14 protein-coding genes and 2 tRNA genes are annotated in these 15,790 nt (G+C 37.5%); 15 read left to right on the top strand and 1 reads right to left on the bottom strand.

The annotated features are described in order from the left end of the window. Window positions 1-126 precede the first annotated feature (126 nt). From HMPREF1320_RS10680 to HMPREF1320_RS10665, 4 genes are all read left to right on the top strand, one after another. A complete protein-coding gene (locus HMPREF1320_RS10680; RefSeq protein WP_009751623.1) occupies window positions 127-1,170 on the top strand; it encodes a phosphotransferase enzyme family protein in 1,044 nt (347 codons plus the stop codon). Window positions 1,171-1,262: 92 nt separating this feature from the next. Continuing rightward, the gene (locus HMPREF1320_RS10675) at window positions 1,263-2,420 is read left to right on the top strand and encodes a galactokinase (protein WP_009751625.1); all 1,158 of its coding nucleotides are present in this window, start codon (window positions 1,263-1,265) and stop codon (window positions 2,418-2,420) included. A gap of 12 nt (window positions 2,421-2,432) precedes the next feature. Beyond that, on the top strand, window positions 2,433-3,500 hold the full coding sequence (locus HMPREF1320_RS10670; protein ID WP_009751639.1) for an aldose epimerase family protein: 1,068 nt from the start codon (window positions 2,433-2,435) through the stop codon (window positions 3,498-3,500). A 39-nt stretch (window positions 3,501-3,539) separates the two neighbouring features. Next, entirely contained in the window at window positions 3,540-5,102 is a 1,563-nt protein-coding gene (locus tag HMPREF1320_RS10665) for a UDP-glucose--hexose-1-phosphate uridylyltransferase (protein ID WP_034554593.1), read from the top strand. Here HMPREF1320_RS10665 and HMPREF1320_RS10660 read toward each other — a convergent pair. Further along, window positions 5,071-5,316 carry a hypothetical protein gene (locus HMPREF1320_RS10660; protein WP_157446765.1) on the bottom strand — a complete coding sequence of 82 codons (246 nt, stop codon included), beginning with the start codon at window positions 5,314-5,316 and terminating at the stop codon, window positions 5,071-5,073. The genes HMPREF1320_RS10665 and HMPREF1320_RS10660 overlap by 32 nt on opposite strands. Before the next feature lie 1,037 nt (window positions 5,317-6,353). Here HMPREF1320_RS10660 and HMPREF1320_RS10655 point away from each other — a divergent pair. From HMPREF1320_RS10655 to HMPREF1320_RS10605, 11 genes are all read left to right on the top strand, one after another. Further along, window positions 6,354-7,094 (top strand): hypothetical protein, encoded by a 741-nt coding sequence (locus HMPREF1320_RS10655; RefSeq protein WP_009751613.1) that lies wholly within the window; start codon window positions 6,354-6,356, stop codon window positions 7,092-7,094. 22 nt (window positions 7,095-7,116) lie between these two features. Beyond that, window positions 7,117-7,467 carry a hypothetical protein gene (locus tag HMPREF1320_RS10650; RefSeq protein ID WP_009751624.1) on the top strand — a complete coding sequence of 117 codons (351 nt, stop codon included), beginning with the start codon at window positions 7,117-7,119 and terminating at the stop codon, window positions 7,465-7,467. Window positions 7,468-7,514: 47 nt separating this feature from the next. Next, window positions 7,515-8,012, top strand: a complete 498-nt coding sequence (locus tag HMPREF1320_RS10645) for a hypothetical protein (protein ID WP_009418639.1) — start codon at window positions 7,515-7,517, stop codon at window positions 8,010-8,012. A 1,000-nt stretch (window positions 8,013-9,012) separates the two neighbouring features. Then, window positions 9,013-11,529 (top strand): DUF5686 and carboxypeptidase-like regulatory domain-containing protein, encoded by a 2,517-nt coding sequence (locus HMPREF1320_RS10640; RefSeq protein WP_009418652.1) that lies wholly within the window; start codon window positions 9,013-9,015, stop codon window positions 11,527-11,529. A gap of 125 nt (window positions 11,530-11,654) precedes the next feature. Further along, window positions 11,655-12,659 carry an acyl-CoA reductase gene (locus tag HMPREF1320_RS10635; RefSeq protein WP_009751656.1) on the top strand — a complete coding sequence of 335 codons (1,005 nt, stop codon included), beginning with the start codon at window positions 11,655-11,657 and terminating at the stop codon, window positions 12,657-12,659. A 183-nt stretch (window positions 12,660-12,842) separates the two neighbouring features. Further along, window positions 12,843-12,914: transfer RNA gene (locus tag HMPREF1320_RS10630), tRNA-Glu, on the top strand. A 42-nt stretch (window positions 12,915-12,956) separates the two neighbouring features. Further along, window positions 12,957-13,028: transfer RNA gene (locus HMPREF1320_RS10625), tRNA-Glu, on the top strand. Window positions 13,029-13,098: 70 nt separating this feature from the next. Beyond that, window positions 13,099-13,356, top strand: coding sequence for a 30S ribosomal protein S20 (gene rpsT, locus HMPREF1320_RS10620; RefSeq protein WP_009751632.1), 258 nt, complete (start codon window positions 13,099-13,101; stop codon window positions 13,354-13,356). A gap of 83 nt (window positions 13,357-13,439) precedes the next feature. Then, complete coding sequence (locus HMPREF1320_RS10615) at window positions 13,440-14,579, top strand: hypothetical protein (RefSeq protein ID WP_034554585.1); 1,140 nt, start codon at window positions 13,440-13,442, stop codon at window positions 14,577-14,579. A gap of 157 nt (window positions 14,580-14,736) precedes the next feature. Continuing rightward, window positions 14,737-15,084 (top strand): hypothetical protein, encoded by a 348-nt coding sequence (locus HMPREF1320_RS10610; protein ID WP_034554582.1) that lies wholly within the window; start codon window positions 14,737-14,739, stop codon window positions 15,082-15,084. A gap of 14 nt (window positions 15,085-15,098) precedes the next feature. After that, window positions 15,099-15,722 (top strand): rhodanese-like domain-containing protein, encoded by a 624-nt coding sequence (locus tag HMPREF1320_RS10605; protein WP_034554591.1) that lies wholly within the window; start codon window positions 15,099-15,101, stop codon window positions 15,720-15,722. Window positions 15,723-15,790: the final 68 nt, after the last annotated feature.

The following is a 15,790-nucleotide window of genomic DNA, read 5'->3' as shown; positions in this document are numbered from 1 at the left end:
AAGATAACAGCTTTCAACTTTGCTAAAGTTTGAAACTTTGGCAAAGTTCAATAAGTCTCAATCCTCCGACAAGTCCAAATAATCCAACTTGTCTAAAACCAAAAAACTAATTAATACCTAAATAAAATGAAAGAAATAGCCAATCAATTTAACTTGAAAGGAAACCTCCTTTCTGTGGAACCTTATGGCAACGGACACATCAACCGTACGTATTTGGTAAAAACCACCGATACAAATTATATCCTTCAAGGGATTAACAGCAATGTGTTCAAAACCCCCGACAGCATCATCAAAAACATCGAACTGCTTTGGGAAACTGAACCCAACAATCACATCATTCTCCCAATGATGAAAGCTAAACAAGGAGGATACTCCGTAAATGCCGAGGGCATTGTATGGCGAGTATTCCCTTTTGCAGAAGGCTATACTTCTTATGAATTCATCGAAGCACCTTGGCAAGCCGAAAAAGCTGCCACCGCCTTTGCAACTTTTATGAAAACCTTTGCCAATATCGACACCTCTCGATTGCAGGCTACCATTCCTAATTTCCATAACGGAGATTTACGCTTCCAACAACTCGAAGATGCTTACGCTCAGGCAACACCTGCACGCAAAGACAAAGCTGAAAAGCTATACGAATTTGCACAAAAGCATAAGGTAATTTTCGACCTTATCCAAAAAGAAGTAGACGAAAAGCGTATTCCTATACGCGTAACCCACAACGATACCAAAATCAATAATGTACTTATTAATAAATCCAATCCCGATGATTTTAGAGTAATCGACCTCGATACAGTGATGCAAGGTATCTTACTCTACGATTTCGGCGATATGGTACGCACTTCGGTAAGCCCTACCGAAGAAAACGAAGCCGATGAAAGCAAAATCGTTTTCAATACCGAGTTCTTCGAAGCGCTCTGCAAAGGTTTTTCAGTAATGAACCCTGTGATGACTTCCTCAGAGAAAAAACATATCGTCGACGGAGCCAAATATATGATATTCATTATCGGTATCCGTTTCCTCGCCGATTATTTTAACAACGATGTGTACTTTAAAACCTCATATCCTGAGGAGAATTACATTCGTGCCCGCAACCAGTTCGTGCTCTTTCAGCGTTTGGAAGACAAAGAAAAAGAACTCAGAGCAATTGCTAAAAAGTACTTTAAATAAGTAATATAACCTTTGCCTAAGTTTGAAACTTTGCCAAAGTTGAAACCATAATACTAACCACTAAATAATAATAACTAAAAACTAAAAACGATATGAAACACTTAGAACAAAAGTTTCAAGAAGTTTTCGGTGCTCCTGCCGAAAAACAATTCTTCGCACCAGGACGTGTGAATCTCATCGGTGAACATACCGACTACAATGGCGGTAATGTGTTCCCTTGCGCTATCGACAAAGGTACTTACGGTCTCGTAAAAAAACGCAATGACCGCAAATTCCGTATGTATTCTGAAAACTTTGCCGACCTTGGCGTAATGGAATTCACTCTCGACGAACTTACCAACGACAAAAAACACGATTGGGCTAACTACCCAAAGGGTGTGATTAAAATGTTCCTCGAAGCAGGACAAAAAATCGACTCTGGTTTCGATATTCTCTTCTCTGGGAATATTCCTAATGGCGCAGGGCTTTCTTCTTCTGCTTCTATTGAGATGCTTACCGCTATTGTGCTAAAAGACCTCTTCCACCTCTCTATCGACCCTGTGGAAATGGCGCAGTTAGGTAAGAAAACTGAAAACCTATTCATTGGGGTAAACTCTGGTATTATGGACCAATTTGCGGTAGCTATGGGTAAGAAAGACCACGCTATCCTCCTCGATTGCAACACACTCAAATATACCTATGTCCCTGTGGTACTCAAAGATGAGGTAATCGTGATTGCCAACACTAACAAACGTCGTGGTCTCGCCGATTCTAAATATAACGAACGCCGTGCCGAATGTGATGAAGCCTTAGCCGAATTGCAAACTAAATTGCCTATTAAAGCCTTAGGAGAACTCTCTATTGAACAATTTGAAGCTAACAAAGACCTCATTAAGAGTCCTATTCGTCAAAAAAGAGCTAAACACGCAGTGTATGAAAACCAACGTACTCTTAAAGCTCAAAAAGAGCTTTCAGCAGGTAATTTAGCTGAGTTTGGCAAGCTAATGAACCAATCGCACATTTCTTTGCGCGACGATTATGAGGTAACAGGCGTAGAACTCGATACTTTGGCTGCTCTTGCTTGGGAACAACCTGGGGTAGTAGGTTCACGTATGACGGGAGCTGGCTTTGGTGGTTGCACTGTAAGCATCGTGAAAAAAGACAAGGTAGACGATTTTATTAAAAACGTAGGCGAGGCTTACAAAAACAAAATAGGTTACGCTGCCGATTTCTATATCGCTTCTGTAAGCGACGGAGCTAAAAAACTATAAACAAGACAAAGTATGATAACCATCAACAAAAGCCTGTTCGGTACTCACAACGGACAGGCTGTCTATCAATATACCTTACAGAATGCGAATGGCTTTCGCGTGTCTGTTTTGAACTTAGGCGGTACTATTACCGAAATAGCTGTAAAAGATAAGCACAACGTACTGAAAAACGTAGTATTAGGTTATGCACATTTAGAAGATTACATAGGTAATGGTGCCTACAATGGAGCTACCATAGGGCGCACTTCAGGGCGTATTCACAACGCTACTTTCACTATCGACGGGAAAACCTATCATCTATTTAAAAACAATGGTGAAAACTCATTGCACGGCGGTAAAGAAGGTTTTAGCAGTAAACTCTTTGAAGTAAAAGAGCTTTCTAATGGCTTGGAAATGCACTACACAAGTCCTGATGGTGAAGAAGGCTACCCTGCAAAAGTAGATTTCAAAGTGATTTACACCATCACTGATGACAACAGTCTGTACATTGCTTACGAAGCTGTTGCCGATGCCAAAACCTACCTTAATATCACCAACCACAGTTATTTCAATCTTTCAGGTGATATGGAAATGAATGGCGATACCCAAGTACTACAAATCGCTGCTGATAATATTTGTGAATTGGCAGAAGGATTGATACCTACGGGTGATTACATAGCTGTAAAAGGTACTACTTTCGACCTCCGCAAAGGTAAAGTCATCGCTGAGGGTATTGCCGAAGGGCACCCTCAATTCGAAATCACTCGTGCCTACGACCACCCCTTTGTGCTCAACCACAGCGGACTCAAAGGTGCTCCTCAGTTGGTATTGCACTCTCCTCACAGTGGTATTACTATGGAAGCCTATACTACCCAACGTGTGGCTGTGATTTACACTGGTAACTTTTTAGATGATGTTCCTGTATTCGATAAGGTATGTACTGCCAAAGAAAAACCATCAAAAAACCCACGATTTGTAGGTGTAGCTATTGAGATGCAAGATTTCCCCAATGGCATCAATCAGCCGAAGTTTGGGGTAAAACCCTTAGAAAAAGGGGAAGTGTACAAGCAAGAAACCGTTTATAAGTTTCTTATTAAATAACAAATAGTCTTGTTAATTATTAATTGATAATTATTAATGGTGAAAGTTTATATTGAAGTAGAAAAGCTCATCAGTTATGCGGTACTTCATAACTTGGTGAAGGAAGACGACCGTATTCTTGTTACCAATGCTGTTTTGGAAAGTATTGGTTGCGATAGTTATACCGAGTTTACAAAAGAAGAGCAAGCTCAAATCGCTAAAGAGGTAGCCCAGATAACTTATCCTACGGAAGTACTCGACCGCTTAGTGCAGTGGGCAGCTGAGAACGGCACCCTCACTACCGATACGCTTACTTTCCGCGACCTGCTGAACTCTAAGATTATGGGACAGGTATTACCTCGTACTTCTGTGATTCGCAACGATTTTTGGCATACTTACCAAAGGAGTAAAGAGCAGGCAACCCAACAGTTTTATGAGCTGAACAAGCAAAGCAACTACATACGCACCGATAGGATTTCTAAGAACATTCTGTGGGAACACAATAGCCCTTATGGCAATTTAGAAATTACTATCAACCTTTCTAAGCCGGAGAAAGACCCTCGTGATATTGCTGCCCAAAAAGATGTGGTAGCTACTAACTACCCAAAATGTTTGCTCTGTAAAGAGAACGAAGGCTATATGGGGCGCGTAAATCACGCTGGACGCCAAAACTTGCGCACGATTAAGCTGGATTTAGCCAATGAGGAATGGTTTTTCCAATACTCCCCTTATATCTATTACAACGAGCATTGTATCGTCTTTTCGAGTGAGCATCGCCCTATGAAGATTGACAAGGCTTGCTTTGAGCACGTATTGGGCTTTGTAGAGCAATTCCCTCATTACTTCCTCAGTTCTAATGCCGATTTACCTATTGTAGGAGGCTCTATCCTATCTCACGACCATTTTCAAGGCGGACGACACGTTTTCCCTATGGAAAAAGCTACCATAAAAGAACGCGTGAGCTTCAAAGGTTTTGAAGATGTGGAAACAGGCATCGTAAATTGGCCTATGAGCGTATTGCGATTACGCGGTGAGAAAGAGCGCCTCATCGCCTTAGCCGATGTCATTTTGCAATCGTGGATAAACTACAGCGATGAATCATTAGGCATCTACTCGCATACTGAGGGTGTGCGTCACAATACGGTAAACCCTGTGGCACGTTTTAAAAACGGAAAATATGAACTTGATTTGGCTTTGCGCAACAACCGCACCGATGCCCAGCACCCTATGGGTATCTTTCACCCTTACGAACATCTGCACAATATCAAAAAAGAGAACATTGGGATTATTGAGGTGATGGGCTTAGCGATTTTACCTGGTAGGTTAAAGACTGAAATGGCGAGTATTAAAACCTTGCTTGGTGAAGCTATTACAGCTGGTAACGCTTTCAGCACTGTATATACCAAAATGAACGCTGACTCTGCTTTGCAAAAACACACTCAGTGGTTAGAACGTTACGTGAGCTCCTGCCCTACTCCACTTTCTATAGAGAACTTAGATAACTTTATTAATAGGAGTATAGGTGATACTTTCTGTGAGGTTTTGGAGAATTGTGGGGTGTTCAAACATACTCCAAAAGGAGAAGAAGGGTTTAGGAGATTTGTTGCTCAGGCTCAAGTTTAAGTAAAAGGTAAAAGATAAAAGGTAAAAGATAAAAGGTAAAAGATAAAAGGTAAAAAAATAAAGTATATTCAAGGGACGTTTTATAAAACGTCCCTTTTTTAATAAGAAAGGCAATAATACAAGAAACGCCAATAATGCCAGAAATACCAATAATGCCAGAAATACCAATAATGCCAGAAATACCAATAATGCCAGAAATAATCAACTTTGGCAAAGTTTAAAACTTTGCCAAAGTTTGAGATAAAAAAGCGATGTGTTGAGGACTTTTAGGAGGATTCGGAAGGAAACGAAAAAGAACGGAAGAGATCTGAGAGAAGTTTTGGTGAAAAAAGGGTGTTAGGAGGGTGGGGTTAGCTTATAGAGAGCTTATAGGAAGCTTATACGAATCTTGGACGATTGGTATAGAAAGGGTATATAAGTAGTTGATTCATACTGTAATACAACAGCGCTAAAAATGTTAAAAACGGAGTTTCGAGGCGAAAGAAAAAGAATCCTCTCCCCGTCCCTCTCCCAAGGAGAGGGAGAATGTAGCGACAATAAAAGGAGAGTATGATGACGAAAAAGGGAAGTAATGACGAGGGACGAATGACGAATAAAGAGGGACGGGTGGAAAATTAGAAAATGAAAGAATTAGTAGATGAGAATATTAGAGAGGCTGTCTTGGAGAGGCTCTGAGTGCCTTTAGTAACTCTAAGGACTAATTGCTAACAACCGTGAATAATTTAGACATTAGTTGTCTGTGGATAATTGTGCTTTACCTTTTGTCTTTTAACTGATAATAAACAACTTATCTATTAAACAATAAAAATAAATGCTAAAATATTTGCGTAGTATAAAAAATAGTCGTAATTATGCACCGAAAATAAAGACATATTAAAAGCGTTAGCTTTTGTTCTGTTGTCTGAAAACTGGAAACTTTCACCGCAACGCAGTTCAAAAGGGTTAATGCTCTTCGCCTATGGCGTGAGTTATACCTGTTTTTGTGTTGCAAGGTGATCCAGTACCTCAGACAGCAAAAGAAAAAGTATTTACTCACGCTTTTTCTATTATGCACATATTCAAAAAAGCGTTAGCTTTATTCTGTTGTCTGAAAACTGGAAACTTTCAATCGCAACGCAGAATATAGGTTAGCCTGAGAGCAAAGGAAGCACAGATGTGCCTTCCTTTGCCGTATGCAACTTCTCTTCTAAGAATAAAGACTTCTTCGCTTGTCATTAAAAATGAAATTAATTATTAAATATATTTACTAATATGAAACACTTATTATTTTTATGCTTTACATTATTTAGCTTTGTGGCTTACTCACAAGACCTTATTACTACTAAAAAAGGTGAAGATATTCAAGCTAAGGTCTTAGAAATAAATACTTCTCAAGTGAAGTACAAAAAAACAGATAACTTAGAAGGACCTACCTACACAATTCTTAAATCAGATGTTCTAATGATACGTTATGCCAATGGTTCAAAAGATATTTTTGCTGAAAGTTTTCGTACCATTAAAAAAGAAACAATGGAACCTAAACAAGAAGAAATAATAGTAGAAGTTGAGCAAGACACCATAAAAAAGACTATTATCCAAAAAGGTAGAGAGTTTTATCTAAATGGTCAATTAATTAGTGGAGGAGAAATGAAAAGTTTCCTCTATAAAGATCCTGAAGCTAAGAGACAATGGAAAGGAGCACAAGGCTTCCAAACTGGACAAATTATTTGTTCCATATCTTCAGGCATTTGCCTTACTACAAGTGCTATTATGTTATTAGCAAGTGAAACAGAAAAAAGTAGTGATAGTAAACAAAACGAAATGAATTACAAAGCATCTCTATATCCTTTAGTTCCAGCATTAGTTTTTATGATTCCAGCAGGCATATTCAATGGACAAAAGAAGAAGTTAAGATTAAGAGCTATTGAAACTTATAACCGAAATCAAGAAAAAAAGTTTGGAGTTTCTCCTATTATAGGTACTGATAAAGTAGGGTTAGTTGTACGATTTTAAACAACTTTATAATTTTAAAATAATGAAAAAAGTATTGTACTTAGTATTATGTTTATTCATAGGAGTAAGCACTTACGCACAACAAAAGAAAACAGTAAAAAGGAAAGCTGTTAAAAGTTACACAACAGAACAAGCCGTTGTATATGCAGAAGATTATTTTGAGTTTTACGAAGCCAATACTCCTTATAGGTCTCCTCCAATAGCAAGAAAAATATCCAATAATGTATTCCATATAAAAGTAGAAGTTTGTACTTGCTATCCTAAAAGTTATTGCTATAATGATGATGAACGTGATTGTTGGCAAGCAAAAATATACACACTCACCATAGCTAACGGAGGAAAGTATAGAATGGAAGAAAAGTTTAACTATTAATTTAAGAAATAATTTCAGATTTACAGAATTTTAAAATTTAAAACATTATGAAATATATATTAACACTTTTATTTATACCTTTATTTTTGTCTTGTAGTAAAGACAATAAAGATGTGCCACCCAATAACTATAAAGATTTAGGGATTACCTATCATAATATATTTAAAGAAGAAGATGATAAAAACTTAATTAAATTATCAGATTATGAGTTAAAAAGAGCTGATAAATTAGATTATGATAAAGATAATGCTTCTTCTCCTAAATATAGAATAGTTATAGAACTAAATAATGAAAACATAGTACTATTAAAGTATGGAGATGACATAGATGAAGAAGTTCTTGGAAAAAGAGATTTTTCTGGTTTTTTAGCAACTTATATTAAAACATATAAGTTATATGAAAAGGATAGTGAACAAAACTACCATTTATCAAAAGATTTTTATCTTACACTAAAAAACCCAATAGGAGAAAAGAAAAGAGTTCATTTTTTATCTACAGACCGTAAAGTAATGCCAAAAAAGTGGTATCATATGATGTATGAGTAATTATAAAAATTCTAAAAAAAACAATATAAAATATTTTATTAAATAACTTAATTCCTACAAAAAAATCATAATTAAAGTCTCCAATTTAATTTCTGAATAACCTTATTACCAAAGGAAGCAGCGTGTGCTACTTCCTTTGGTATTTTTTTATTATTGGGAAATTAGTAAATTAGGAAGTAGTGGAAATTAGTTGAAGAATTCCGGAGAGACTCAGGTGGTTCGGACAAGTGGGATAAGCTGAGGAAGGGAATAGGAGGATTCGGAAGGAAACGGAATTTTTCAGAAGGGAGCTGAGAGGGATTTTGGTGAAAAAAGACTATAAGGAGGGTATGGTTAGCTTATAGAGAGCTTATAGGAAGCTTATACGAATCTTGGACGATTGGTATAGAAAGGGTATATAAGTAGTTGACTCATAGTATAATACAGCGACATAAAAAATGGTAAAAACAGGGTTTCGAGGCGAAAGAAAGAGGAATAGGTGATAGGCCTTAGGCCATAGGCACTAGGGGGAGTATGACGAAAAAGAGAAGTAATGACGAGGGACGAACGACGAATGAAGAGGGACGGGGGTGACGAATGACAAAGGAACAATAGAAGGAAAATGAGGGTTTTATTTTCGTGAAAGGCAGGTCTACAAAAAATAAGGGGGGGGGTATAATAATATAAAGTGAGTTCGACGTAAGAAATATATAGTTAAACTTTCATTAATCAAATGAATAAACAGCTTCGCTGTTTTAAAGTCGCGCACTGATTACACGGAATACACGGATAGTCTTTCATTTGACAATTGACAATTGATAATTGACAAATGTGATGGGCACAGATTGGCAACTTCGTTGCTGGATTTACACGGATTATGATGCGAATATAATTATAATTCAGTATTTTGTTATATGGAACTGACGTTAATATACAGTAGATTTGGTTTTAGAAAAGTAGCATTCTGTATATTATTTTTATTATTTTTTATATCTTTGCATTTTAAAAGTTATTTTATACGATGAAAAAACGCTTCTTACTGCTCCTTTTATTCGGTTTAATACTCTGTCTTACAAAAGTATGGGGGCAGACACACGTGTCGGGTAAAGTGATTGATGAAAACGGTAACCCCGTGGCTTATGCCAATGTGATTTTTGCAAAGACTACCATTGGAGCTTATACCGACGACCAAGGGCGGTTTTCTCTGTATTCGGAGAAAAGACAGAAGGATTTAGAAGTTTCACTTATAGGATACAACACTAGGAAAATACATTTAGACAAAGACAACACCAAGGATTTGGTAGTGGTATTGGTGGAAGGGGAATTGCTCGAAGAGGTAACAGTTGTAGCGAAACCTACTAAGGCACTTTCTAAAAAAGAGAACCCTGCCTATACCGTATTGCAAGGTATTTGGAAGAATAAAAAGAAGCGTGGACTACAAAACGCTACGGCGTATCAGTTTAAAAAACACAGTACAACGGAATTGGGGGTGAACAACCTCGATACCATCTTCTTAAAAAAGGCTTTAGGAAAGGAATATGACACCATCAGGCGTATTCTTTCTGAGAAGAAATACAAAGAGACCTTCTCTCTGCCAATGTATCTCACTGAAAAAATAGAAACGGTTTACGGCAACAATCAGTTGGGGAAAAAGCGAGTAGACATAGAAGCTGAACGTGCTCAAGGGATTGTACAACAAGGATTTGGATTGGAACGCGTAAGTCAGTCGTTTGACGATTTTGATATTTACGACAATACTTATATGATACTGAACAAGCCCTTTGTGAGTCCGCTAGCAGAGTTTGGTTATGGCGTATATCTGTACGTGCTGAGCGATACAATTCAGAGAGACGACCGCTCGTTCTATCGCATCAACTTTTTTCCTCGTGATGACCAAGATTTAGCATTAGAGGGAAAGTTTGAAGTAGACACTAAGACCTATATAGTGAGTTCGATACAGATGCATACTACGGCTAAAACGAATATCAACTTAGTACGTGGACTTTCTTTTGAAAAATACTTTACCATTGCCAACGACAGTATTTACCTTCCTGAACACGAGATACAAGAAGGGGACTTTACGCTCCTGACAAAGAAAGACGAAGAAAAGGGATTGTATGTAAAGAACTACATCACTTTTTCGGATATTGTTCTCAACAAGCCTAAACCTGCTAATTTTTATGACGAGCAGGTGGTAAAGGTTGCGAAAAATCAGTTTTACAAAGACGATAGTTATTGGGACGCAAATACCTTAGGAGGAGCAGACCTCACTAAAACAAAAGTTCTGATTCGGGAAGTGGGGAGCAATAAACGCATCAAGATGATAGGAGATGTAACTGATATCGTGACGTCGGGCTATATTCCTATTGGCAATTATATGCAGTTTGGCAGGTTTTGGCAAACTTTCTCGAGCAACAACGTAGAGGGTTTACGGCTAAGAGCTGGCTTTCGTTCGTTCTTCTCTACCGATGACCGCTTCCGCACCTATGTATACGGAGCTTATGGGGTGAGAGACAAAGAGTTTAAATACGGTATCAGTGGTAAATACCTTATCTCTCACAGTCCGCGTATTACCTTTGGAGCAGGCTATCAGAACGACAATTTGCAATTGGGTACCTTTGTGATGCACGACGATACCAAATTAGATTTTGAAAATACTACCAACTTTATCATTGCACGTGGTGAGAACTATTATCTTACTCGCAACAGAAAAGTACAAGGTGTTATTAACTATGATATTGTGCCTAACTTGCAGTTTTCGGTATTTGGTACTTACCAAAAACTCACTTCGGCAAGCGAAGAGAACTTCCTCATTGCCTACCGAAACCCCAAGACAGGCGAAGAAATTCACGAATACGACAACTTTTATACAGGGGCACAATTTACCTTTACCCCCAACAGAAAGGTATTTGGCTATGGGGTGGAACAGCGTTATGGCAAAAAGCTCTTCCCGATGTATACCCTTAAATACTCTAAAGGCGTAGACGGTGTATTAAACAGTAAGTTTGATTACGACAAAGTACAAACGATACTCTATAAACCAATTCCACTTTTCGGGTACGGTATTTTCCACGCTACGGTGGAAGCAGGGAAGGTATTCGGTACAGCACCTCTGATAGCACTAACCCCTACTCCTGCAAACCAATCGTATTCATCAGCTCCTAACACTTTTGCGCTTTTAGATTACTACGATTTCATTACCGACACCTATATCAATGGATATTTTGAGCATCATTTTGATGGTTTCTTGTTCAACCGCATTCCTTTTTTGCAAAAAACGCGCTTTAAGAGTTTAATATTTGGACGATTTGCTTACGGAACACTCTCTGACAAGAACAAACAAGCTAATATTACCAATATTATATTCAATTCACCTGAAAAACTGTATTGGGAATACGGATTTGGGATTGAGAACATAGGGTTAGGAAACTTTCGCTTTATACGAGTAGATTTCGTATGGCGTAACGATTTCAATGATGTGAATGGGGTGCGTAATCCTAAGTTTGGCGTACGGATTGGGATAGTACCATCGTTTTAGGTAAAAGGTAAAAGATAAAAGGTAAAAGATAAAAGGTAAAAGATAAAGCCAGCGAGGGCTCACAGCTGGGTATGTGAGTAAAAGGTAAAGGGGTAAAAGATAAAAGGTAAAATAGATACTTTCTAATGAAGCAACAAAATATAAACAACTTAGTTCGGTTAGGAGAACTGCTTTCTAAAACCGAACAATTCAACGATATATTTGATAAAGCGGAACAGCAGAACAGTTGGTTTACGCGTGCTAATGTAATATTTGCCTTTAAATCTTGGAGTGAAGCCCTCAGCAAAAACAATGTACAACAATGGCTGTCGCAATATCAATTACCACAAACTACTTCGCCTAAAAAAATATTGATTATAATGGCTGGTAATCTGCCTTTGGTAGGCTTCCACGATTTGTTGTGCGTATTGGTAGCAGGACATAAGGCAATAGTGAAGCTCTCCAGCGATGACCGCGTACTACTTCCCTACCTTATAAAACAGATGAAGGCTTTTGCCCCTGAATGGGCAGAAGCGGTAGCTTTTACAGATGATAAAGTAACTGAATACGATGCAGTAATAGCTACGGGTAGCGATAATACCGCACGCTATTTTGAGTATTACTTTGGCAAGAAACCCCATATTATAAGGAAAAACCGCCATTCAGTAGCCGTACTTACAGGTGAAGAAACGCCTGAGGAATTGCAGGATTTAGGTAAAGACATCTTTTTGTATTACGGCTTGGGTTGCCGAAGTGTTTCCAAACTATTTGTGCCCCAGGGTTATGATTTCGACCTATTATTTCAGGCTATCTACCCATATAAAGACATTATTGAAGAACAAAAATACGCCAATAACTACGACTACAACAAAGCCGTTTACCTGATGAGCTTGTACAAACTACTCGAGAACGGTTTCTTACTGCTGAAAGAAGACGAACATTACGGTTCACCTATTGCTACTCTTTTCTATGAATATTACACCAATAAAGAAGCCCTAAAAAAGAAATTAGCAACCGACAGAGAAAAGATACAATGTGTAGTAGGTCATAATTTTATAGATGGTGAAATACCCTTCGGGCAAACGCAGACTCCTAAACTATGGGATTACGCCGATGGTGTAAACACACTTACGTTTTTACTAAATTTGTAACAGCTAAATAAAAAGAATTGTTTACATAGAAAAAACACAGATTAACAACCTACTAACTATAAGACACTTAAGAAATAATTTTAGCGTTTTAGTAAAAAAAATGTTCAAAAATATTGCAGGTATAAAAAAAAGTAGTACTTTTGCCACCGCATTAAAGGAGAAGTAGTGCTTTAATGGCAGAATGGTCCGTTCGTCTAGGGGTTAGGACGCAAGGTTTTCATCCTTGTAACAGGGGTTCGATTCCCCTACGGACTACAAGCATATATTAAGTTTTTTGGATTAAACAATAATTTTCAAGGTCCGTTCGTCTAGGGGTTAGGACGCAAGGTTTTCATCCTTGTAACAGGGGTTCGATTCCCCTACGGACTACTAAATGCAACTATTAGAAGTATCTTCAAAAGGAAAGGTACGGCGATAAAAATAAAACTAATAAAGGAAAATGGCAAACCATAAATCAGCATTAAAAAGAATCAGAAGAAACGAAGCAGCTCGTTTACGCAATCGTTATCAACACAAGACGGCTCGTAACGCCGTGAGAAAACTACGCGCTTTGGAAAATGTAGAAGAAGCCAGAGCTCTTTTCCCTAAAGTAGTTTCGATGATTGATAAACTTGCTAAGAGAAATATTATTCACGCTAATAAAGCGGCGAATTTAAAGAGCAGTTTAGCTAAACATATTAACAAGTTAGCTAAATAGTCATTTAGGTTTTAGATTTATCACTAATAGCCAGATTTATGTAAGTAAGTCTGGCTTTGGTGTTTTCAGTAATACAAGAGGTTATGAAGTACAGATTTTATATATTATTCAGTTTATTAACGTGTTTCATTTCGTGTAATGACGACAAAGAGACTAACAAAACAAGGCAAGTGCACAAAGTTAAATCAATTGACTTTGAGGAGTTCAAATTGATAGACCTTACTCCTAAAGCTCAAGAGGATATGAAGCATTGGAAGAGTTTTCAATCGCTGATGCAGGTGATTGTTTCGATGGCTCCTGCCAAGATTAAAAACACAGATGATTTAATGCTCTCAAACCCCGATAGCCTCTTGGTGTACAGTAGACTGTACCCTATCAACTCTAAAACTGAGAACATCAATAGCTTAGTAGAACGTGATTGGCGGGCTCCCGCAGAGGCTTCGAAAGATACTGTTTTTAGGTTTGAAAAGAAAAAGAACAATGAGGTAGCCTCTTTACAATGGAGTAGATTTTTGGTAGCAAATATTCCTTATACTTTTTCTGTAGTTTTAAAAAAAGTAAACTATCCAAAAGTAAACCTAAATTTCTCAGAGTCTAACAGCGATGGACTATCGGCAACCTTTGCATTAGATACACTTAACTCCTCGACAAGCAACGTAAAAAAGACCGCCCTGGAAGAGGATTGGAACAGATATCAGATTACTTTTTCACCTAAAAAATCAGCTCCTTACACTATAAAACTTTCCTTAGATGAGAATGCTAAAGAGAATGACAATGTAATTCTGTATCGTTCTGTTTTAGAACTTCCTGCTAAATACTTTCACAAAGTAGGACAGTATTCGGACAAGATTGTGGGGGAACATTCGGAAGTAGAGAGCTCTTATTATTCAGTATTCTTTTGGTTGGTACAGATTGAAGATGCTTTACGGGAATTACTCAGCGATGACGCTACCTTTCCTGAAAAGATAAATGTTCCTACTGTAAAAGCACGTCTTAGACTTTTCCAAACACAGATAAAAGCTTTAGCTGACAATGTAAAGAACAATCCAGATTTTAAAGAAGAAGAGCTTAAAAGCAATATTTCGCTATTAGGACAAACGTTTAACAGTGTGATTGCGCGTATCAATAACATCTATGGAAACGACTTAGAAGAACGAATGAAGTTTATTGGTACACAAGACACTGATAGCATACTAAAGAAAGACGTGAAGAAATTTGAGTAATAGTTAAATATTAAAAATAGGAAAAATACTGTAATCCGAAATTTAGTGTTGCTGACCTTAGTAATAAAAATACTTATAAAATCTTGTAAAGATTATGTGAATTACGTATTTTTGTAAGTCGTGATAATTAGTATTCTAATAACTTAAATAATAGTTTATGATTGTTTTATTATTTTTAAATGCTTTTGCATCATTAATAAGCATAATCTCTTCTATATTAGTTCTTTTCTATCCTCAATGGATGAGTAAATCGCAAGAGGTTACTATAGGGGAAAGATTTTTTACTCAGATGTATGCTGCGCGAGCTGTCCCTTTTGGTTTGATTGTTGCTATAGTACCATTCATAACTAATATTGATAATACAGTAGTTAAAGTAGTTTTATCAACTGCAATGACAATACAAATAATAGATGTTATCATAGGTTTTAAGAGAAAAGAATTACCAATGATTATAGGACCTTCAATTGCTGCAACAATACACGGATTAACTGCTTGGTACATTTAAACAATATAAAAAAAATGAAATTTATAATCACTATGAGTACACTGATATTATGTACTGTAACTGTGCAAGCACAGACCTTAGCTGAGCGTATCAACGCTGGCAACGTAACCCTTGTGGATGTGCGTACTCCAAAAGAATATGCCGCGGGGACTGCTGAAGGAGCCATTAATATTCCTTTGGAAGAGATGGGTGCCCGATGGCAAGAACTAAAAGGGAAAGAGAATATTGTTCTCTTTTGCCGTCGTGGTATACGCGCTGGCAAAGCACAGGACATTCTTAAAATGCACAACATTACAGCTGTGAATGGCAAAACAGTAGAACACGTAAAGTCGTTACAGAAAGTAAACTTAGCCGATAAGCTCACTTTTAAGACTGATAAACCTACTACTTATTTTGTAAAAGACGGCAAGAATGTGAGACAAGTAGCCATAGCTTTAGGTGAAGGAGGAGTGCTGAAAAAACACACTACCAGTATCCCTGCAACCCTTATTATGGTGAAAGGAACTGTACGTTTTCTTATCAATGGAGAAGAAATTGTGCTCAAAGACCTCGATACCTATCAAATACCCGTAGATGTAGAACACGAAGTGATAGGAGTAGAGAAAGAAAATGTATTTATAGTTACGAAGGGAAATTAATCAATTAGCTATTTACAAGATATATAACTTTGCCAAAGCTCGTAGCACGAGAGACTATTAGAGTTTTG

This window comes from Capnocytophaga sp. oral taxon 335 str. F0486 (assembly GCF_000277665.1).
Lineage (GTDB): Bacteria > Bacteroidota > Bacteroidia > Flavobacteriales > Flavobacteriaceae > Capnocytophaga > Capnocytophaga ochracea.
Note: the sequence above shows the minus strand (reverse complement) of the source record. Positions and strands in the feature narration are given on the sequence as shown.